Here is a 20,704-nt window from a genome sequence, read left to right on the forward strand (position 1 = left end):
CCTCCCCCCCCCCCCCCCCCCCCCCGCCCCCGCCCCCGCGCGCCGGCCCCCCCCCCCCCCAACTGCGGGGGCGCCGCCGGGGCCGCGGGCGCGCCCGGGGGGGGGGGGCCCCCGAGACTTTCGGCCAGCGTCTTGCCGGCGGCATGGGCGGCGGCTGCCGCTTCGGCCGCAGGCTGCCAGGCGTCGACCATCGTCTTTTCGCCGATCTCGGCCTTGCCGCGATCCCTGATGCCTTGCGCCATCGCCTGGACCATGGCGACCAAATCCGCATCCGCCAGCACGGCCTTGCTCTTGACGGCGGCAGCACCGCGCATGAACGCCGTGGCATAGAGGGGGCCGGACGATGCGCCAACGGCATTGAGGAAGGATTTCGCCGCCGTGTTGAGCAATGCCGTAGGCTCGATCGTCGAGAGGTCGAGCGCGGCCAGCGCATCGCGCACCGCGCCGAAGCCGAGCGCCATCGCGATGCCATGGTCGGCGTCGCCGATGACGCCGTCGAGCTGGCAGAGCCGGTCCTTGTCGGCCTCAATCGCCGCCGCGATTTCATCGAACATTGTCTTCAGGCCTGATGAATCGATGGATGTCACGGAGATACTCTCTCAGCCGGCGCGGAACATGGCGCAATCGCAGGGGTGGTCGAGCATGGTCTGCAATTCGCCGTCGAGATGCATCAGCGTCACCGAGGCGCCGGCCATCTCCAGCGAGGTGCAGTAATTGCCGACCCAGGTCGCGTGCACCGAGACACCGATGTCGTCGAGCCTCTGCTTGACCCTGCGGTTCATGATGTAGAGTTCCATCAGTGGTGTTGAACCGAGCGAATTGACGAGCACCGCGACCTTGTCGCCGCGTGCCGGCGCCATCTCGTCAAGGATCTTGTCCAGCATCTCGTCGGTGATCTCGTCGGCCGTTTTCAACTTGCCGCGCGCGATGCCGGGTTCGCCATGGATACCCATGCCGATCTCCATCTCATCCGGCCCGATCTCGAAATTCGGCCGCCGGGTCTGCGGCAGCGAGCAAGGCGACAGCGCCACGCCCATGGTGAAAGTGTGGTCGTTGGCCTTGCGGGCGATGCGCTCGCATTCATCGAAGGACAGCATCCGGTCGCAGGCCGCGCCCGCCGCCTTGAAGATGAAGAAATTGCCGGCGACGCCGCGCCGCTTCCGCCGCTGGTCGCGCGGTGCGGAAGCGACATCGTCTGTGCTCAGCACCGTGCGCACCTCGATGTCGTCCATCGCCGCCATCTCGGCCGCCATGTCGAAGTTCATCACGTCGCCGGCATAGTTGCCATACATGAACAGCACGCCGGCGCCGCCACTGACCGCCTTGGCGCATCCGAGGATCGGGTCCGGCGGCGGCGAGGCAAAGACGTTGCCTATTGCCGCCGCATCCGCCAGCCCCTTGCCGACAAAGCCGAGAAAGGTCGGCTCATGGCCCGAGCCGCCGCCGATGACGAGGCCAACCTTGCCGGGGCGCGGCCCGTCGCGGGCGATGATCGAGCGCGGGCTGCCGGCGGCGCTTTTGAGGTGGCGCGGATGCGCGGCGAGTATACCTTCCAGCATCTCGTCGACGGAGCGGTTACCGTCATTGATGATCTTCTTGGTCTGCACCGGCATCCTCCCCAACTCGGCATTTTCGCAAATACTACCGGGTGTTATCGCGATTTCCACCTGGCTGCGAACATTTCACGCCGCAAGTTTTTCACGCGCGGCCAGAATCTCGACGCAGGCCTTGGCCGCCTCTTTTCCCTTCACTTGGAAATGCTCGAAAAAGAAGCGGTGGTGCTCGGCGCTGTCATGATAATTGTGCGGTGTCAGCACGGCCGAAAGCACCGGGACGCCGGTCGCAAGCTGCACATTCATCATGCCGTCGATGACGGCGCTCGCCACGAATTCGTGCCGGTAGATGCCGCCATTGACGACGAAGGCCGTGCCGAGGATCGCGGCATAGCGCCCGGTTCCGGCCAAGGTCTTGGCATGCAGCGGGATCTCGTAGGCGCCCGGCACGTCGAAGACATCGACGGCAAAGCGGTTATCCCCGAGCACGGCGAGCTCCGCTTCGAAGGCTTGCACGCACTGGTCGACGATGTCGGCATGCCAGCGCGCGCGAATGACGCCAACGCGAACAGTTTCGTGGTCTTTTGGAAAATGCTGATTCATGGGTCCATCCTTCCGTTTCGAACCAGAATCAGGACGCACGATACGAAGTCGGACCCGCGAAAGTGGGCCTTTTTCCGTTCGTTCTCTTCCATCCGGACTGTGACCGTCGGCTCCGGAATCGCACCGGATCTGCTGACCTTCCCGTATCAGGGAAGCGCTCGCGGGCTTGGATCCGGCACATGACCCCGAAAACCGGAACGGTTTTCGCAAAGGAAGCATGCGCAACCAAGAACCCTTACCGCCGGTGGGGAGTTTCACCCCGCCCTGAGAACTTTGACGGCGTTTGTATGGAAGGGCAGGGCTCCGGTGTCAATCTCCCATCGAGCGCCCCCTCGAGGGGGTCACCCCCGTTCGGGAAACATCGCCTTCAGGCCCTCGCGCGATGCCTTGGCGACGCCGCGCTCTGTGATCAGGCCTGTGACCAGGCGCGCCGGCGTCACGTCAAAGGCCGGGTTGGCCGCCGGCGTCGCCTCCGGTGACACCCTGACCTGGGCGATCTCGCCGGACGCGGTCTTGCCCCAGACCAGCGAGACCTCGTCGGGCGAGCGTTGTTCGATCGGGATTTCGGTGAGCCCGTCGCCCACCGTCCAGTCGATGGTCGGCGAGGGGAGCGCGACATAGAACGGCACGTCATTGTCGGCGGCGGCCAGCGCCTTCAGATAGGTGCCGATCTTGTTGCAGACGTCGCCGTCGGCGGTGGTGCGGTCGGTGCCGACGATGACCATGTCGATCTCGCCACGCTGCATCAGATGGCCGCCGGCATTGTCGACGATCAGCGTATGCGGCACGCCGTGCCCGGCCATCTCCCATGCGGTCAGCTGGGCGCCCTGGTTGCGCGGCCGCGTCTCGTCGACATAGACGTGGACCGGAATGCCGGCTTCGGTGGCGAGATAAATCGGCGCGGTGGCGGTACCATAGTCGACGGTGGCCAGCCAGCCGGCATTGCAATGGGTCAGGATGTTGACGGTCTCGCCCGGCTTTTTGCGTGCCGCGATCTCCTTGATGATGACGAGGCCGTTGGCGCCGATGGCGCGGTTGAGGCCGACATCCTCATCGGCGATTTCGCCGGCGCGCCGGTAGGCGGCCTCGGCGCGCTGTTCAGGCGGCAGCGGCCTGAGAAAGCGCCGCATCTCATCCAGCGCCCAGCGCAGATTGATCGCGGTCGGCCGCGTTTCGTGCAATGTCTCCCAGACCGCGTCGAGCGCCGCGTCCGAGGGGTCGTCGGCCATCCGCATGGCGACGCCGTAAGCCGCAGTGACGCCGATCAGCGGCGCGCCACGCACCCACATATCACGGATCGCCGTGGCGATGCCGGCGACGGTGCCGATCTTTTCGATGCGGAAATCATGCGGCAGCCAGCGCTGGTCGATGATCTCGACCGAGCGCTTGTCGTCACTCAGCCAGATGGTGCGGTAGTGGCGGTCGCCGACGTTCAAACTCTGCTCTCCTGCTCGATCAGCGCGGCCAGATTGTTGACCTCGTCGATGCTGTGGATCTGGCGCCGGTTGACGGCGAGGTGACGGCCGAATTTCAGCGCCTTGGCCTCACATCTGGCGCGCAAATCCTCGTCGGCAATGGTCTCGAAATCGGCGTTGTGCGCCAAACCGAGAATGCGCCGGTGGATCTCGATACCGGCAAAACCCAGCAAATCATCCCAGATCTGATGCAGCACATGGTCGAGCGCCTGTTCGGCGCCAAGCTGGTCGCCCTGATCCTCGAACAGGCTCTTCTGGTAGAGCATGCCGGTGCGCTCGGTTCGCCACAGATGCGAGAACTCGGTGCGGAACACCACCCAAGTCTCGACGATGACATCGAGCAGATAGGCGCGCATGGCGTCGCGCTCTCCCGCCTGCTCGTGGCCACGCTGCGAGAAGAAGGCCATCCAGAAATTGGCGAGCAGCATGCCGACGTCGAGGGCCATCGGTCCGTAAAAGGCGAATTCCGGATCGATCATCCTGGTTTCGGTGTCGGTGACCATGATCGAACCGGAATGCAAATCGCCATGCAGCAGCGTTTCGGCGTTGGCGGCAAAGAGATGCTTTAGCCGCTGCGCTTCGACCTTGAGGTCGCGGTCGGCGCGCAATTCGGCGACCAGACTGTCGAGCTGAGGTGACGTATGCCGGTTCATCTTGGCGTCGAAATAGGGGTCGGAGAACACCAGGTTCTCCGTGATGTCGCAGAGCTCGACATTGTCGGCGAACAGCGCCAGATCCGCCTTGCGATCCTTGGTCACCATCGAGAGGTCGGAGCCGCGAAACAGCGTGCGGGCCATGAACAAGCCGATGTCTCGCGCGATGTTCGGAAGCTGCCGGCCTTCGATCAGCGCCCGCCGCAGGATGATGTGCGGCGACAGATACTCCATGATGATCAGCGCCTGGCCTTCGTCGAAGTGATGGATGGCCGGCACCGAGCCCGGCGCGCGCGCCTCTTGCCGTGTCAGCGCGTGATATTCGAAGAAGGAGCGCTTCAAAGGCAGCGGCCAGCTGTCGCCGACCAGACGGACGTAGGGCAGGGCCTGCTTGACGATGGCCGCGCCCGTCGTGCCCTCGACAATGAACACTAGGTTCAGATTGCCGTCACCGACTTCACGGACCTTCCAGCTCGCCGTGTCCTTGCCGATCCGCGCACACAGCGCATCGTTTGTGCCAAGGCGCGTCGAAAGCGTCTCGACCGATAGTGCTTCGAACGGCAATTTCCCAGTCATCGTCATCCTCCCGCATATGCGCTCCTGATATAACGGAGGCATGGCGACGGGGCCAAGCTAGGAAGCCCTCTGGCAATTGTCAATCGTGTTGACAATTGACGATGGAGCCCATAGCGTCACGGTCAGGGAGGAACGAATGGGCAATGATGCCGTGTTCCGCGTGGACGGCCTGAGGAAATCCTTCGGCCATATCGAGGTGCTTGGCGGCGTCTCGCTCGAATTGCATGCCGGCGAAGTCACCGTGCTGATGGGCGCCAACGGCGCCGGCAAATCCACCCTCGTCAAGATCATCAGCGGCGTCTATGAGCGCGGCGGCGGCGGCATGAGCCTGGCAGGTCACGAGTTTGCCCCGAATACGCCGGCGGAAGCGATCCGCGCCGGCGTCGTCACCGTTCACCAGAACATCAATGACGGCGTCGTCGCCGATCTCGACGTCGCCACCAATCTGACGCTGGACCGGCTGAGCGGCAGCAGTGCGCCGTTCCTGTTCAATCCGGGCCGGGTGCGCCGCGAGGCGAAGGCCGTTGCCGACCGCATGGGGCTGATCATCGACCTCAAGGCCCGCATCAGCGATCTCTCCCTGGCCGATCGTCAGATGGTGACGATTGCGCGCGCCATGGCGCATCAGCCGAAAGTGCTGATCCTCGACGAGCCGACCTCTTCCCTGTCCAGCGCCGAGGCCGACCGGCTGTTCGCGCTGCTCGACCGGCTGCGCGAGCAAGGCGTGGCGATCCTCTATATCTCGCACCGCATGTCGGACATCAGGCGGCTTGCCGACCGCATCGTCTCGATGCGCGACGGCGTCATCTCGGGCGTCTTCGACAGGAAGCCGCTCGACTATGAAGGCGCGGTCAACGCCATGCTCGGCCGCAAGATCCATCTCGACCGCATCGTCGCCAGGAATTCGGTCAAGCCTGTCCTGACCATCGATGGGCTGCGTATCGCACCGGGCGCCCGGCCGATCTCGCTGACGCTCGGCGACGGCGAGGTCGTTGCCATCACCGGCCTCGTCGGCGTCGGCAAGACCGCGCTCGCCGAGACGCTGTTTGGCGTGCGCAAGCCGCTCGCCGGCACCATGACGATGAACGGCAGGCCTTATGCGCCTGAAACGGCCGGTGAGGCGATTGCGGCCGGCGTGTTCCTGGTCGCCAAGGACCGCGCGACAAGCGGCATCGTCGGTGACTTCAACATCGAGCGGAATGTCAGCCTGCCGTTCCTCAAGCGGACGTCGCGCCTCGGTGTTCTCAGGCGCCGTATCGAACGCGCCACGGCCCGGCGGCAGATCCAGGAACTGGGCATCGTCTGCCGCTCGGAGAAGGATGAGATGTCCGCCCTTTCCGGCGGCAATCAGCAGAAGGTGATGGTGGCGCGCTGGATGTCGCAGGCCGCCAGACTGTTCATCCTCGACGAGCCGTTTCAGGGCGTCGACATCTCCGCCAGGCGCGACATCGCGGCCAAGCTCAGGGCAAGCGCCAACGGCCGGGCGACGCTGCTGTTCGTCACCGAACTCGACGAGGCGCTGGAAACGGCCGACCGCATCCTGGTGATGTCGGAGCAGACGATCGTCGGCGAACACCGCAACGGCGACGTCGACATGGATCGCCTGCTCGCGGAAGTCGCGGGCGGGCCGCTGCACAGCGCGGCATGAGATCGCAAGACGATGATGAGACGTGGAACGGATGAAGGCATGAGTTCAGTTTGGCTAGAAATGGCGGCACCGCGCGGGAGCGCTGAATGACGCTGCGCGACTACGCCATTCGTTACGGCTTCATCCTTTTGCTGTTTGGGCTGATCGCCTATTTCGCCATCGCCGCCGACGGCTTCGTCTCGCCGCAAAGTGCCGTCTTCATCTTCCAGTCGGTCGCCATCACCGGCGTGCTGGCGCTCGGCGTCACCGCCACTTTGGTTGTCGGCGGCTTCGACCTGTCGATCGGCTCCGTCGCTACCAGCGCCATGATGGCGGCGGCCTATGTGATGGTCGTGCTGGAGCAGAATGCCGTCGTCGCGGTCGTCGCCTGCCTGCTGATCGGAGCCGTCGTCGGCCTCATCAATGGCTGGCTGATCGTCTATATGCGCGTGCCCGATCTCCTGGCGACGCTCGGCATGATGTTTCTGCTTGTCGGCCTCCAGCGCATTCCGACCGAGGGCCGCTCGATCGCCACCGGCATGACGATGCCCGACGGTTCGGTCGCCAACGGCAAATTCTCCGACGCCTTCCTGGCGCTCGGGCGCCACCGCTTCGATTTCTTCATCCCGAACCTCATTCCGGTGTCGGTCGTCGTGCTGCTCGTTCTGGCGGCGCTGATCTGGTTCTTTCTCGAATACACGCGTTTCGGGCGCATGATGTATGCGGTCGGCAGCAATGAACGGGCCGCCGAACTCGCCGGCGCGCCTGTCAAGGCATACAAAATCTGGGCCTACATTATTTCAGGCGTTTTTGCCTCGATCGGCGGCATTCTGCTCGCCGCCCGGCTTGGACGCGGCGACATCGCCTCGGGTAATAATCTCTTGCTCGACGCTGTCGCTGCCGCGCTCATCGGCTATGCGGTGCTCGGGGCCGCCAAGCCGAACGCCTTCGGCACCGCCGTCGGCGCGCTGTTCGTCGGCATCTTGCTGCAAGGCCTGACCATGATGAACGCGCCTTACTACACGCAGGATTTCGTCAAGGGCGTGGTTCTGGTCGTCGCCCTTGTCTTCACCTTCGCCCTTTCCGGCAGGGGCAGGAGATAGCTTTCGGCCGGATCAGTTCTTGAGTTCAACAAGTGGAGGAAACAACGTGAAGATCACAAGAAGACTTTTGGGCAAGGCAGCTTTCGGGCTGGCCGGCGCAACAATGCTGATGCAGTTTCCGGCTTTTGCCGCGGACAAGCCGGCGCCGTTCGACAAGCCGGGCGTCAAGATCGCGCTCGTCCGCTATCTCTCGACCGGCGACTTCTTCCAGGCCTATCTCTCCGGCGTCGAGGCGCAGTCGAAGGCGCTCGGCGTCGATCTGCGCGTGCTCGACAGCCGCCAGGACGCGGCGCTCCAGGCCGACATGGTCGACCAGGCCATCGCGCTCGGCGTGCAAGGCATCATCATCCAGCACGGGCTGACGGAATCGATGAAGGAGGCCGCCCAGCGCGCGGTGGATGCCGGCATCAAGGTCGTCGCCTTCGACGTGAATGTCGAAAACCCGAAGATTCCGCAGATCGAGCAGTCCGACCGCGATCTCGCGCGGCTGGCACTCGAACAGGCGGTCAAGGACAATGGCGAGAGCTGGAAAGCCGGTTACGTCTATGTCGCCGGCATCGCTCCGCTCGACCGCCGCAACGAGACCTGGGTCGACGTTAAGAAGAAGCATGCCGGCATCGACGAAGTCGCCATGTTCGGCACGCTTGATAATCCGATCGCCAATTCCGTCGCCAACCAGGCGCGCTCGGTGCTGTCGGCCCATCCAGACATCAAGGTGATGTTCGCCCCCTATGACGAATTCGCCAAGGGTGTGAAGATCGCCGTCGACGAAGCCGGGATGAACAAGGACATCAAGATCTATTCGGCCGACATCTCGACGTCCGACATTGCCGCCATGCGCGAGCCGGACAGCGCCTGGGCGGCGACCGCCGCCACCAACCCGGCCGTCGTCGGCCAGGTCTCCGTGCGCGCTCTGGCGCAGATGCTTGCCGGAGAAGATCCCGGCCACAACGTCATCGTGCCGCCGACGCTGATCACCCAGAAGGACCTGATCGACAAGGACATCAAGAACATGGAGGACCTGTCGGCCAAGCTGCCGCAGTTCGCCCATGCCGATGTCGCCATGCCGGCCTGGATGCCGAACCCGAACGCCAAGTAACGTTCGACCTCGAACGAACAGAAAGGGCCCAGTGGCGGCCCTTTCTGTTTCCTCTGGGATGATCAGAAACCAAGGCCGCAGGCGCGGCGGATCGCGATCTGCACCGGGGATGGTGGCAGGGCCGGATCGAACTCGGCCTTCGGCAGCAATGGTGGCTGCGCGAGGAAACGCGGTTGTGTTCCGCGATGCGGCTGTGCGGTGTGCACGATGAAGGGGTGGCACAGGAAAACCGTTCCGGCATGGCCGGTTGCCAGGACTTCGTCGCAGGCCTCCGTTTCGGCAAAACCGTCCGTCGCCAATTCCTGCAGTGTCATGCCTTCCGGCCCATGAGGCAGCAGCCGACGCGCGATCACCTGGTGCGAGCCAACACGAATCTTCGTTGGCGCATCGTCAGGTCCCACGTCTGAAAACAAGAACAGCATCAGCAGCGCTCGTCCCCTGCTTGTGACATTGGTTCGCCACTGCATGAAGTCCGCATGGTCGGTTCCAAAGCTCATGTCGACATGCCAGCCGGCATCGCCGGGATCCTGCTTCGAAGGGAAGCGAAGGGGAAACGTTCCGAGTCCTGTCGGAGCTATCCACCGCCCCGTTCCAGCGAGAGCGTCATAGGCATTGTGAAGCCGCGGCGTGTTGGCGGCTTCAACGAAGGGGCGTTGCGTCATGAAGCCGAGGCGAACGACAGGCTGTTTCCATTCCTCCGGGCGATCCGGGGCAAGGCCCATCTCCGTCCACAACATGTCGCGGCACACTTGGGCAAGGGCGCCGCTGAATGCATCCTCCAGAGCGACACAGCCATGATCGATGAATTGACCGACCTGAGCCTCGCTCAGGCCGAATTGACGGGGTTTGGTCATTATCCATTATCTCCACTCGGCGACCGATGCTGCGGCGCCTTCAAACCTGCTCGGCGCATCAAGCGCCCCGAAACGTTGCTTCGGTCAGGCGAGGGGGAAGAATGTGGACATGAACATCATGCATCCGGGATAGGCCGTCGCAGCCTGCAATGCAAGCGCTGGACCAAGGTCGTTGGAAACACAGGCAGCTCTTGGCTGCCCGATTGCTATCTCAGCGCCGCGGCAATGTTACCGCCATCCACCGTCGTCACATCGGCGGTGGTCCGCTCGGCCAGCGCTTGATGCAGGAAGGCCAAGGCCACGTCCTCGGCCGTCACTTCCTGCCCGAGCAGATTGCCGGACATGTATTCCTTCTCCGACACGCCGCGCGCGCCTGAACGGCTGGCGATCATGGCGTCGGTCAACAGTCCGGACCGGATGCGGTCGGCGTTGACGGCATTCGAGCGGATGCCATGGGCGCCATAGTCGAGGGCATATTGCCTCGACAGGAACAGCGTCGCCGCCTTCGGTATGCCGTAGGCGCCGAACTTCGGACCCGGATTTATCGCCTGCTTGGAGGTGTTGAACAGAAGCACGCCGCCGGTGCCCTGTTCGAGCATGATGCGCACGGCGTTCTGTGCCGCCGATTGGTGGGCGAAGAAATTGAGCTCGAAGCTCTTGCGCAAAGTGGCGTTGTCGAGTTCGCCGATCCGGCCTTCCCAGGCAGCGCCCGCATTGGAAACCAGGATGTCGACACCGCCGAAGACGGCGACGGCCTTGTCGAACGCAGCGCGCATCTCAGCCGGATCGGTGATGTCGGTGCCGATGCCGATCGAGTTGTTGCCGGCCTTCCTTGCCGCCTCGGCAGCCTTCGTCGCGTCGAGATCGACAATGACGGCGTGCGCCCCATTGTCGGCGAACAGCTTTGCGGTGGCGGCGCCGATCGCGCCGGCGCCGCCGGTAACCAGCACCACCTGGCCGGTCAGCGGCTTCGGCTTGTTGGAGGCGAGCTTGGCCTGTTCCAGCGACCAGTATTCGAGCGGAAACAGGTCGGCTTTCGACAGCGGCCGGAAGTCGCCGACAGCCTCTGCTCCGCGCACCGCCTCGATCCACATCTCGCCGACGTCGGATGCGATCCTGGCATCCTTCAGCGTGCGGCCATGGCCGAACATGCCGAGGCCCGGCACCAGCGTCAGGCGCGGCATCGAGTCGAGCATGGTACGCTTCACATCGTCGAGCCCGTCATTGCTTTCGAAATAGGCGCGATAATCCTTGGCGAATGCCTCGACGTGGCTGCGGATGACGGATTTGTAGTCGCCGATTTTTGCCGCGTCGGGCGCCGGCAGCGCCATCGGTCCGGTCTTGATGCGGATCGAGAGATCAGGCGTCGACACGCCGCGCCCGGCATAGTCGGCAATCCTCGCCGAATTGATGAAGTCGACGATCGCGTCCGAGGTGCGGAAATCGCTGATCATGCGCTCGAAGCGGCCTTCGCCGCGCGCCACGGCCACAGCGCCGCGCAGCATCGGCGCAAGATCCGCCGCCGTCGCCAGTCTCGCCGGCAGGACGGCTTTTTCGGTGCGCGGCTTGCCATGCCTGGCGATGAAATCCTCGGCGACGTTCACGTAATGGATCATGCGGTCATAGGCCTGCCTGGCATCGTCGCCGAAAGTGAAGATGCCATGCTTGTCGAGGATCAGGCCTTCGACCGCCGGGTCGGCTTCGAAGACATCGGCAGCCGCTTTCGCCAGGTCGAAGCCCGGCATGATGTAGGGCACGTAACCCATCTTGCTGCCGAAGACCTTCTCGCTCAGCGCCTCGCTGTCGTCCTGGTCGACGATGGCCAGGATGGCGGTCGAATGCGTGTGGTCGACGAATTTATGCGGCAGGAAGGCATGCAGCAGCGTTTCGACCGAAGGGTTCGGCGAGGTTGGATCGATGAGGTTCGCCCGCTGCAGGGCGACCATGTCCTCGTCGGAGAGCCTTTTGAGCGACCGCGCCTTCAGCAGCGCACCGAGCTTGACCGCAGGCAGGCCCTGGGGCTCGATGACGCCCATGTCCCAGCCGCTGCCCTTGACGCAGAGCACGTCCCATTCGTCGCCAACGAGGTCGGTCGCCTTCGTTTTGCAGGAGGTGTTGCCACCGCCATGCAGGACAAGCCGCGGCTCGCCGCCCAGAAGCCGTGTCGTATAGACGCGCAGCGCGAGATCCCGGCTGACGCCCTTCTTCGCGTAGTCGGCAGCGAGTTTTTCCGCATCACCGTCATTCCACAGGTTCTTCATTTTTGGCTTGGCCCGATTGTTGTGTTTGTCGTTGTGAACAGGAATGCCGCGACGCTTTGATGACAACGCGTTTGCGGCAAGAAATGTGGTCGCTATGAAGCCTTCTCTGCCGCCGGCCCGGCATGGTCCAGCAGCCGCCGAGCCATTCGCGCACCGACCACGAGATGTGTGCAAAGCCCGCCGGTGATTGCCGCGATCAGCGGTTCGAACTTGCTGTCCTCCTGCACGACCATCAGCCGTTTTTCGATCTTGCGCAGCGATGACAGCTCCGCCGAAATGACCCGGCGGTTGTAGCTGCAGTCGAGCGCCTTGCCTTTGGCGTCGATGATCTGCCCGGCGATGACGCCGGCCGCCCCCGCCTTTCGCAATGCCCCCATCTCCGCGGCCGTCAGCGCGCCGCATTTGACGACGTGGCTGTCGGCATCGACGGTGCCGACCGAATAAAGCGCCAGGTCGCAATCGCCAATGCCCGACAATTGCTCGCGGATCACCGGCTCGGCGCGCAGGCCGCGCGCCAGTTCTTCCGTCGTCAGCACCAGCGGCGCATAGAAATTAAGCCCCTTGGCGTTGAGCCGGCGCGCGATCTCCATGGTGCATTGGTCGGGCCGGTACGAATAGGGAGCTCCCAGATTGCCGCAGAGCTGCACCACCGTGACGTCCTGCAGGTCGGCATAGGACATGATATCGGCGATCGTATAGACGGTGCGTCCCCAGGCGACGCCGATGCGGTCGCCCTTCTTGACCAGTTCGAGGAAGACGCTGGCCGCCAGCACCGCGATGTCGGTCGAGGGATCGGCGACATGGCCGTTTTCCGGCGCGATCCAGACCGCGTCGAGCTTCAGCGCGTCTTCCAGCTTGCGCGCCAGCACGTCGTCGGTGAAGAGCTGCGTTGAGGTCGAGATGTTGACGATGCCGGTCTCGCGCGCCTTGCGCAGATACATGGCGACCGAGGCGCGGGAGATCTTGAGCTGGCTGGCCACCTGGTCCTGGCGCAGGCCATGAGCATAATAGAGCCAGGCGGCCTTGTGGATAAGCTGTTCTGCCGGTCGGATCGCCATGCCATCTCCCTCTCTGACATTATTCACGGCTCTCGACAAAAGTCAACGAAGCTAAGGTGTGGTTGGCCTCCGTTATGTCAGCAATTGCGCACTTATTGTTATTGCCGTACCTTTGGGACAAACAGGAGGTACGAGAATGAACGTATCATTGGGAGACCGCTGGGAAACCTTTGTGTCCAACATTGTGAAGCATGGTCGCTATGGCTCTGCCAGCGAAGTCGTGCGCGAGGGCCTGCGTCTGGTCGAGGAACGCGAGGAAAAGCTGAAGGCGCTGCGCGCCATGCTGGACAAATCGTTTGCCGACGAGGGTGAAGCGACCGAACACGATATTGATGCGGCCATGGAAGCCAAGGCTGAGCAACTCGCAAAGGAAGGCTTCTAGGAGTGCCACGGCTGCGCATGTTGCCGTCGGTACAGACAGACCTGGTCGATATCTTTGAATACATAACTCGCGAAAGCGGCAGTCTGGTGATTGGCCGACGTTTTGTGGATGCTCTGCGCCAGAAATGCCGTGATCTGTCGAGTTTGCCGGCGACGATTGGCCGAGCTCGTCCCGATCTACGGCCGGATGTCCGAAGTTTCGCTTTCAGAGGATACGTGATTTTCTTCCGCTATGACGGCGATTGGTTCGAGGTGGCGAACATCGTCGAAGGGCATCGGGACATCGATGGTTTGTGGTCGGAAGGTGAGGGCGGGGAGCGGCGTCAGGAATAGCTGAGTCTCGTGGGTTCGATAAAATGGGGAGGGACGGGGATGGGCAATCGGTATGAACAGGATCTCGACAGGAACGCGGCCAACTACCAGCCGTTGACGCCACTGACCTATCTGGAGCGGGCGGCAAGCACCTACCCCGATCATGTCGCCATCATTCATGGCCGCCAGCAAACCACCTATCGCGATTTCTGGCGGCGGTCGTTGAAGCTCGCCTCGGCGCTTTCGAAACATGGCATCGGCAAGGGCGATACCGTCACCGTCATGCTCTCCAACACGCCGCCGATGCTGGAAGCGCATTTCGGCGTGCCGATGACCAAGGCAGTGCTGCATTCGCTCAACACCCGCCTCGACGCCGCGGTCATCGCCTTCCAGTTCGACCACGCCGAGACCAAAGTGCTGATCGTCGACCGCGAATTCGCCGGCGTCGTCAGGCAAGCGCTGGCCATGGCCAAGGTCAAGCCGCTGGTCATCGACTATGACGATCCGGAGTACGCCGCCGACGCGCCATATCCCAAGGGCGAGCGCATCGGCACGCTGGACTACGAGGAGTTTGTCGCCGGCGGCGACGAGGATTTCGCCTGGTTGATGCCTGACGACGAATGGGATGCGATATCGCTCAACTACACTTCCGGCACCACAGGCAATCCCAAGGGCGTCGTCTACCATCATCGCGGCGCGGCGCTGATGGCCTACACCAACACCATCCATGCTGGCATGGCCAAGCATGCTGTCTATCTCTGGACGCTGCCGATGTTCCATTGCAACGGCTGGTGTTTTCCCTGGACGCTGGCCATCCAGGCCGGCACCCATGTCTGCCTGCGCTGGGTGCGGCCAAAGCCGATCTACGACGCGATCGCCGACCATCGCGTGACCCATCTGTGCGGCGCGCCGATCGTCATGTCGGTGCTGATCAATGCCAGGGATGAGGACAAGCGGGAATTCCCGCAGACCGTCACCTTCAACACGGCCGCGGCGCCCCCGCCGGAAGCCGTTTTGTCGGGCATGGCCGATGCCGGTTTCGCCGTCACCCATCTTTACGGCCTGACCGAGACTTACGGCCCGGCCGTCGTCAACGAATGGCATGGCGAGTGGGATGGGCTGGACAAGGGTCCGAAGGCGGCGAAGAAGGCCAGGCAAGGCGTGCGCTACGCCGCACTCGAAGGCCTGACCGTGATGGATCCCGCGACGATGGAAAAAACCGCGGCCGATGGCGAGACGATCGGCGAGGTCATGTTCCGCGGCAACATCGTCATGAAGGGCTATCTGAAGAACCGCAAAGCCAGCGACGAGGCCTTTGCCGGCGGCTGGTTCCACTCCGGCGACCTCGGCGTCATGCATCCCGATGGCTATATCCAGCTCAAGGACCGCTCCAAGGACATCATCATTTCCGGCGGCGAGAACATCTCCTCGATCGAGGTCGAGGACGCGCTCTACAAGCATCCGGCCATCGCCTCCTGCGGCGTCGTCGCCAGATCCGACGACAAATGGGGCGAGGTGCCGGTCGCCTATGTCGAGCTGAAGCCGGGCAGGACGGCGACCGAGGCCGAGATCATCGAGCATTGCCGCTCGCTTCTTGCTCGCTTCAAGGTGCCGAAGGCGGTGATCTTCGCCGAGATCCCGAAGACCTCGACCGGCAAGATCCAGAAGTTCCGGCTGCGGGAAATGGCGAAGGGCGCCTAGTAGGCGGCTAGGAGCCCCGGACGTCCGCAGCATCAGCCGATTCTGTCACCATCTGTCACCAATTGTACGCGTACGTCGAATCCGCGTTGACAAGTGACGAATTTCGATTTACGAGTGACGAAAGTTGAAATTCGTCACTCGTAAAAGACAGAGAGCCATGTCTGAAGCCGCAGCCCACATCGTGGCCGACCCCACCCGACAGGAGAATGTTACGCGCATTCTCGACTGCGCCGAACGCCTGTTTCGCCACTATGGCTACGGCAAGACCAATGTCGCCGACATCGCGCGCGAACTCGGCATGTCGCCGGCCAACATCTATCGTTTCTTTGCCTCCAAGGTCGAAATCCACCAGGCCGTCTGTGGCCGGATGCTCGGCGCAAGCTACAAAATGGCCTACGAGATTTCCCGCCTGCCGATCAGCGCCGAGGAGCGGCTGCGGCGTTACGTGCACGCGCAATACAAGATGACGATGGAGGTCATGCTCGACGACCAGAAGGTCCATGAGATGGTCATCGTCGCCCTCGAACGTGACTGGGGCGTCATCGACAAGCATGTCGACAGCATCCACGACCTGTTCGCCGAGGTAATCCGCGACGGCATTGAAGCCGGCGAGTTTGCCGACCAGGATCCGGTGATCGCGTCGCGCTGCTTCGGCGCCGCCACAGTCATTTTGTGCCACCCGCAGATGGTGGCGCAGTGTCTTGCCAAGACCAATCGGGCAATGCCCGACGACCTCATCGACTATGCGATCAAAGCCTTGAAGAAATAGCCGCCGCCCACCGCGCCGGTGTCGACCATTCATCTCCAGCAGGAGTGCGAAAGTGTCCTTGTCCAGTTCCATCATCCGCAGGCTGCCAGTCGCTGGCCTGATCGTCGCCACGCTTGGGCTCGCCGCCTGCTCGCAGGAGAAAGCTGAGGTCAAGGAGATCATCCGCCCGGTCAAGGTGGTCGAGATCGCCAAGGCGAACGACACCCGTGAGCTCTCCTATTCCGGCTCGGTGCATGCCCGCACCGAGATGAATCTTGGCTTCCGCATCAACGGCAAGATCACCGAGCGCCTGGTCGACATCGGCGACAGGGTGAAGCCGGGCGATGTTCTTGCCCGCATCGATCCCGCCGATTACGAGCTCTCCGTCAGCAGCACCAAGGCAGCACTTGATGCCGCCGAAAGGGGGGTCGAGACAGCAGGTCTCGCGCGCCGTCGCGCCGAACAATTGTTTACCAGGAACGTCTCGTCGAAATCGCAGCTCGAGCAGGCAACCCTTAGCTACGATCAGGCGGTCGCCACCCGGGATTCCGCCCGGTCATCGCTGGACCAGGCGAAAAACCAGGTCCTCTACACCGACCTCAAGGCGGACAGGAACGGCATCGTCACATCGGTTGCCGCCGATGTCGGCCAGGTGGTTGGCTCCGGCAGTCCGGTCGTGACCGTTGCCGTCGATGGCGAAAAGGAAGTGCTGATCGCCGTTCCGGAAATGGATATCGCCCAGTTCAAGCCGGGCAAGGACGTCAAGGCAGGCTTCTGGTCCGACGACGCGCTGACGCTCGACGGCAAGGTCCGCGAGGTCGCCGGCAGCGCCGATCAGCAATCGCGCACCTTTGCCGTTCGTGTCAGCCTGCCAAACGATCCGCGCGTGCTTCTCGGCATGACCGCGACCATTGAAGCCTCGGTGTCCAACAGCCGGCAAAGTGTTGCGATCCCGTTGAGCGCGCTGGCGCAGAAGGATGGCCAGCAGATCGTCTGGACCGTGGACCGCAACGGCGACACAGTCCACGCACGGCCGGTAAAGGTCGCCGAATTCGCTCCTGACGGCGTGCGGGTCACCGACGGGTTGAAGCCCGGCGACGTGGTCGTCGCCGCCGGAACGCAGTTCATGACCGAGAATCTGAAAGTAAAGCTTTCCGGCGATGCAGCCCAGCAGTCCGCATCGGCCGAGAATGATGGCGACACCACCAGCAGCCTGCGCTGAAGCGCTGGCGAAATGAAAGCCCCCACTGTCTTCGCCGAGGCGCAAGCCACGGGTCGGGTGGGTCATGGTTTCCGGGCGGTGAGCGCCCGATTGTCGAGACGCGAGGTTGATGTACCCCCCACATCGATCCTCGTGCCCCACCACGACGAGTGTCTCTCCGCTCGGAAAGCCTCGCCGCCCGGAAGCCAGATCGAAATTCATGAGCAGCAAGCGCGAGCGCTGCCGATCAATTGGACAGGACTGGCGTCATGACCACCGACAGCACTGAAAAGCGGCCTTTCAATCTTTCGCGCTGGGCAATCGGCCACCCGAGCATTGCGCGGTTTCTGTTCGGCCTGATCATCATTGCCGGCGCACTCGGCTTGATGCGCATGGGCCAGAAGGAAGATCCGGATTTCACCTTCCGCGTCATGGTCGTCCAGGCCGTCTGGCCAGGCTCCTCGATCAAGGAGATGGAGGATCAGGTCGTCAACAAGATCGAGCGCAAGCTGCAGGAAACGCCGCATCTCGATTTCGTCCGCTCCTACACCCGCGCCGGCAGCGCCATCATCACCGTTCAGATCAAGGGCGACACCAATCCGGCGCAGGTGGCGGATGCCTTCTACCAGGTCCGCAAGAAGGTCGGCGATATATCGGGAGATCTGCCGCAAGGCTTGCTCGGTCCGTACTTCAACGACGAATTCGGCGACACTTTCATCACGCTGCATTCGATCAGCGGCGACGGCTACAGCTATCCCGAGCTGAAGAAATTCGCCATCCAGGCGCGCGACATGCTGTTGACGACGCCCGGTGTCGAAAAGGCCGTCATCATCGGCGACCAGCCCGAGAAGCTCTATATCGACGTTTCGTCGAAGACGCTTGCAGAGCGCGGCCTGACGCTCACCGATCTGCAGAATGCGATCAAGGGGCAGAACAATGTCGATCCGGCGGGCTCGGTCGATACCGGCACGAACTCGGTGCGCATTTCGGTCGAAGGCGACGTGACCAAGGCTGCCGACATCCGCGAGCTTCGCCTGCGCGCCGGCAACCAGGTGACGCGGCTGGGCGACATCGCCACCGTCACCTCCGGTCTCGAAGACCCCTATCAGCGCAAATACCGCTACAACGGCCACGACAGCGTCCAACTCGGCGTTGTCATGGCCAAGGGCTTCAACGTCAGGGACGTCGGCAAGGATGTCGAGGCGACCTACCAACGCTTCGAGGAAGGACTGCCCTATGGCGTTGCGGTCGACCAGATTTCGGACCAGCCTGAGGTCGTCAAGGACGCCGTCAACGAATTCATGGAAGCGCTCGGCGAAGCGCTGCTGATCGTGCTTGTCGTCTCGTTCCTGTCGATCGGCTGGCGTTCCGGCCTGGTGATCGCGATCGCCATTCCGCTGGTGCTGGCAGCCACCTTCGCCATCATGTACGAAATCGGCATCGATCTGCAGCGCATCTCGCTCGGCGCCCTGATCATCGCGCTCGGCCTCCTGGTCGACGACGCCATGATCGTCGTCGAGATGATGGAGCGAAAGCTCGAGGAAGGACTGGTCAAAATCGAGGCGGCGAGCTTCGCCTATTCCTCCACCGCCTTCCCGATGCTGACCGGCACGCTGATCACCACCGCCGGCTTCATCCCGGTCGGCTTCGCCGCCTCGACCGCCGGCGAATATGTGCGCACCCTGTTCTACGTCGTCGGCATCGCGCTGGTCGTGTCCTGGTTCGTGGCGGTTTATTTCACGCCATGGCTCGGTCACATGATCCTCAAGCAGCGCAAGCACGCCGGCAGTCATCACGATGCCTTCGACACAGGCTTCTACCGCCGGCTTCGCGCCACGGTCGGCTGGGCCGTACGCCATCGCATCATCGTGCTGGCCATGACGCTGATGACCTTCGCCACCAGTCTCTGGGCATTCCAGTTCATCCCGCAGAACTTCTTTCCGCAATCGTCGCGTCCGGAAATCCTTGTCGATCTCTGGTTGCCGGAAGGCACCAGCATCAAGGAGGTCGAGACGCAGGCCAAGGCGCTCGAATCAAGGATGATGGACGACCCGGACAAGCGCTTCATCGCCACCTATATCGGCGAAGGCGCGCCGCGCTTCTTCCTGCCGCTCGACCAGCAGCTCAGGAATCCGAACTTTGCCCAACTTCTGGTGATGGCCAAGGACGAGCCGGCCCGCGAACGGCTGATCGTCAAGATGCGCACCATCCTGGCTGAGGATTTCCCGTCGATCCGCGCCAAGGTCGACCGCCTGTTCCTCGGTCCGCCGACCGGCTGGCCGGTGCAAATGCGCGTCATGGGTCCGGACCGCCAGGAGGTGCGCCGCATCGCCGATGAGGTGAAGGCGAAATTCCAGGCAAATCCGCTGCTCGGCGCCGTGCACGACGACTGGCTGGAGCCGGTGCCGGCGATGAAGCTGGTCATCGACCAGGATCGCGCCCGTGCGCTCGGCGTCACCTCGCAGCGCATCCGCCAGATGTTGCAGGCGACGATGTCCGGCGCGCCGCTCGACGATTTCCGCGACGGCGAGGAGACGGTTTCCATCGTCGCCCGCGAGCCGGAGGCGAGCCGCAAGCTGCTGTCGTCGGTGGATTCGGTCTACATCCCGACCGATTTCGGCGGCTTCGTGCCGCTGTCGCAGGTGGCCAAGGTCGTGCCGGTGCTCGAGCAGGGCATCGAATGGCGGCGCGATCGCCTGCCGACCATCAGCGTGCGCGCCACGCTGCCGGACGGCGTGCAGTCGAACGACGTCGTCACCAAGATGTACAACGACATCAAGGGCCTGCGCGACGGTCTGGCGCCCGGCTACAAGATCGAGATCCAGGGTGGTGCCGAGGATTCGGCCGAAAGCCAGGCTTCGATTGCCGCGAAGGCGCCAATCATGCTGGCCATCATCGTCGTGCTGTTGATGATCCAGCTGCAGCATTTCGGCAAGGCGATGCTGGTGCTGGCGACCGGCCCGCTCGGCATCATCGGTGCCGCCGCCGCACTGCTGATCAGTGGCGCGCCATTCGGCTTCGTCGCCATCCTTGGCGTCATTGCACTGCTCGGCATCATCATGCGCAACTCGATCATCCTTGTCGACCAGATCGACCAGGACATCGCGAGAGGCATGGAGCGCTCGGAGGCCATCATCGGCTCGGCCGTCCGCCGTTTCCGGCCGATCGTGCTGACGGCGATGACGGCCGTGCTGGCGCTGATCCCGATCTCGCGCGCCGTCTTCTGGGGTCCGCTGGCCTATGCCATGATGGGCGGCATCCTGGTGGCCACCGTGCTCACCATCCTCGTCCTTCCGGCAGGCTATGCCCTGTTCTTCGGCAGGGAGCCCAAGAAGGCTGTCGAGCCGGCGCCCGGGACAGGGGAGGCGGAAGAAAGCGAAAGGCCGCAAATGCAACTGCCCCTGGCGGCCGAGTAATCCTTGCTGGCGCATAGGATGCGCCGGCCAAAAAATGCTAGAACGCCGTACGTCTGACGTGCGGCGTTGTGGCGGTCCTCCAT

The 20,704-nt window shown here is 63.2% G+C and carries 17 protein-coding genes and 1 riboswitch; of the genes, 9 read left to right on the forward strand and 8 right to left on the reverse strand.

Going from position 1 to position 20,704, the window contains the following annotated elements:
• The 5 genes from AC0L2H_RS13775 to mtnK form a co-directional block, all read right to left on the reverse strand.
• Positions 1-587: DAK2 domain-containing protein (locus tag AC0L2H_RS13775; RefSeq protein ID WP_473590730.1), on the reverse strand; the 587-nt coding region annotated here is incomplete at its 3' end.
• A 12-nt stretch (positions 588-599) separates the two neighbouring features.
• Positions 600-1,613 carry a dihydroxyacetone kinase subunit DhaK gene (locus tag AC0L2H_RS13780; protein WP_473590731.1) on the reverse strand — a complete coding sequence of 338 codons (1,014 nt, stop codon included), beginning with the start codon at positions 1,611-1,613 and terminating at the stop codon, positions 600-602.
• A gap of 69 nt (positions 1,614-1,682) precedes the next feature.
• Positions 1,683-2,156: a 6,7-dimethyl-8-ribityllumazine synthase gene (locus AC0L2H_RS13785; protein ID WP_473590732.1), complete on the reverse strand. Its 474-nt coding sequence runs from the start codon at positions 2,154-2,156 to the stop codon at positions 1,683-1,685.
• Between the two features lie 76 nt (positions 2,157-2,232).
• A riboswitch (FMN riboswitch) is annotated at positions 2,233-2,432 on the reverse strand.
• A gap of 65 nt (positions 2,433-2,497) precedes the next feature.
• The gene (gene mtnA, locus AC0L2H_RS13790; protein WP_473590733.1) at positions 2,498-3,592 is read right to left on the reverse strand and encodes an S-methyl-5-thioribose-1-phosphate isomerase; all 1,095 of its coding nucleotides are present in this window, start codon (positions 3,590-3,592) and stop codon (positions 2,498-2,500) included.
• Positions 3,589-4,860: an S-methyl-5-thioribose kinase gene (mtnK, locus tag AC0L2H_RS13795; RefSeq protein ID WP_473590734.1), complete on the reverse strand. Its 1,272-nt coding sequence runs from the start codon at positions 4,858-4,860 to the stop codon at positions 3,589-3,591. The genes mtnA and mtnK overlap by 4 nt, the downstream gene beginning before the upstream one ends.
• Before the next feature lie 136 nt (positions 4,861-4,996).
• Here mtnK and AC0L2H_RS13800 point away from each other — a divergent pair, with 136 nt between their 5' ends.
• From AC0L2H_RS13800 to AC0L2H_RS13810, 3 genes are all read left to right on the forward strand, one after another.
• Complete coding sequence (locus AC0L2H_RS13800) at positions 4,997-6,508, forward strand: sugar ABC transporter ATP-binding protein (RefSeq protein ID WP_473590735.1); 1,512 nt, start codon at positions 4,997-4,999, stop codon at positions 6,506-6,508.
• Positions 6,509-6,594: 86 nt separating this feature from the next.
• A complete protein-coding gene (locus tag AC0L2H_RS13805; RefSeq protein WP_473590736.1) occupies positions 6,595-7,590 on the forward strand; it encodes an ABC transporter permease in 996 nt (331 codons plus the stop codon).
• 46 nt (positions 7,591-7,636) lie between these two features.
• On the forward strand, positions 7,637-8,689 hold the full coding sequence (locus tag AC0L2H_RS13810) for a substrate-binding domain-containing protein (protein ID WP_473590737.1): 1,053 nt from the start codon (positions 7,637-7,639) through the stop codon (positions 8,687-8,689).
• Positions 8,690-8,751: 62 nt separating this feature from the next.
• Here AC0L2H_RS13810 and AC0L2H_RS13815 read toward each other — a convergent pair whose 3' ends face one another.
• The 3 genes from AC0L2H_RS13815 to AC0L2H_RS13825 form a co-directional block, all read right to left on the reverse strand.
• Positions 8,752-9,543, reverse strand: coding sequence for a phytanoyl-CoA dioxygenase family protein (locus tag AC0L2H_RS13815; RefSeq protein ID WP_473590738.1), 792 nt, complete (start codon positions 9,541-9,543; stop codon positions 8,752-8,754).
• 206 nt (positions 9,544-9,749) lie between these two features.
• Positions 9,750-11,804 carry a bifunctional aldolase/short-chain dehydrogenase gene (locus tag AC0L2H_RS13820; RefSeq protein WP_473590739.1) on the reverse strand — a complete coding sequence of 685 codons (2,055 nt, stop codon included), beginning with the start codon at positions 11,802-11,804 and terminating at the stop codon, positions 9,750-9,752.
• Between the two features lie 92 nt (positions 11,805-11,896).
• Positions 11,897-12,862, reverse strand: coding sequence for a sugar-binding transcriptional regulator (locus AC0L2H_RS13825; protein ID WP_473590740.1), 966 nt, complete (start codon positions 12,860-12,862; stop codon positions 11,897-11,899).
• A 136-nt stretch (positions 12,863-12,998) separates the two neighbouring features.
• Between AC0L2H_RS13825 and AC0L2H_RS13830 the strand changes: the two genes are divergently transcribed.
• The 6 genes from AC0L2H_RS13830 to AC0L2H_RS13855 all read left to right on the forward strand — a co-directional run bounded on the left by AC0L2H_RS13830 (position 12,999) and on the right by AC0L2H_RS13855 (position 20,621).
• Positions 12,999-13,244 (forward strand): type II toxin-antitoxin system ParD family antitoxin, encoded by a 246-nt coding sequence (locus AC0L2H_RS13830; RefSeq protein ID WP_473590741.1) that lies wholly within the window; start codon positions 12,999-13,001, stop codon positions 13,242-13,244.
• A gap of 17 nt (positions 13,245-13,261) precedes the next feature.
• Positions 13,262-13,576 (forward strand): type II toxin-antitoxin system RelE/ParE family toxin, encoded by a 315-nt coding sequence (locus AC0L2H_RS13835; RefSeq protein ID WP_473590742.1) that lies wholly within the window; start codon positions 13,262-13,264, stop codon positions 13,574-13,576.
• A 39-nt stretch (positions 13,577-13,615) separates the two neighbouring features.
• Entirely contained in the window at positions 13,616-15,256 is a 1,641-nt protein-coding gene (locus tag AC0L2H_RS13840) for an acyl-CoA synthetase (protein WP_473590743.1), read from the forward strand.
• 157 nt (positions 15,257-15,413) lie between these two features.
• Positions 15,414-16,025, forward strand: coding sequence for a TetR/AcrR family transcriptional regulator (locus tag AC0L2H_RS13845; protein WP_473590744.1), 612 nt, complete (start codon positions 15,414-15,416; stop codon positions 16,023-16,025).
• A 52-nt stretch (positions 16,026-16,077) separates the two neighbouring features.
• Entirely contained in the window at positions 16,078-17,226 is a 1,149-nt protein-coding gene (locus AC0L2H_RS13850) for an efflux RND transporter periplasmic adaptor subunit (protein WP_473590745.1), read from the forward strand.
• Positions 17,227-17,474: 248 nt separating this feature from the next.
• Positions 17,475-20,621 (forward strand): efflux RND transporter permease subunit, encoded by a 3,147-nt coding sequence (locus AC0L2H_RS13855; RefSeq protein ID WP_473590746.1) that lies wholly within the window; start codon positions 17,475-17,477, stop codon positions 20,619-20,621.
• Positions 20,622-20,704: the final 83 nt, after the last annotated feature.

Source organism: Mesorhizobium sp. WSM4871 (assembly GCF_055811295.1).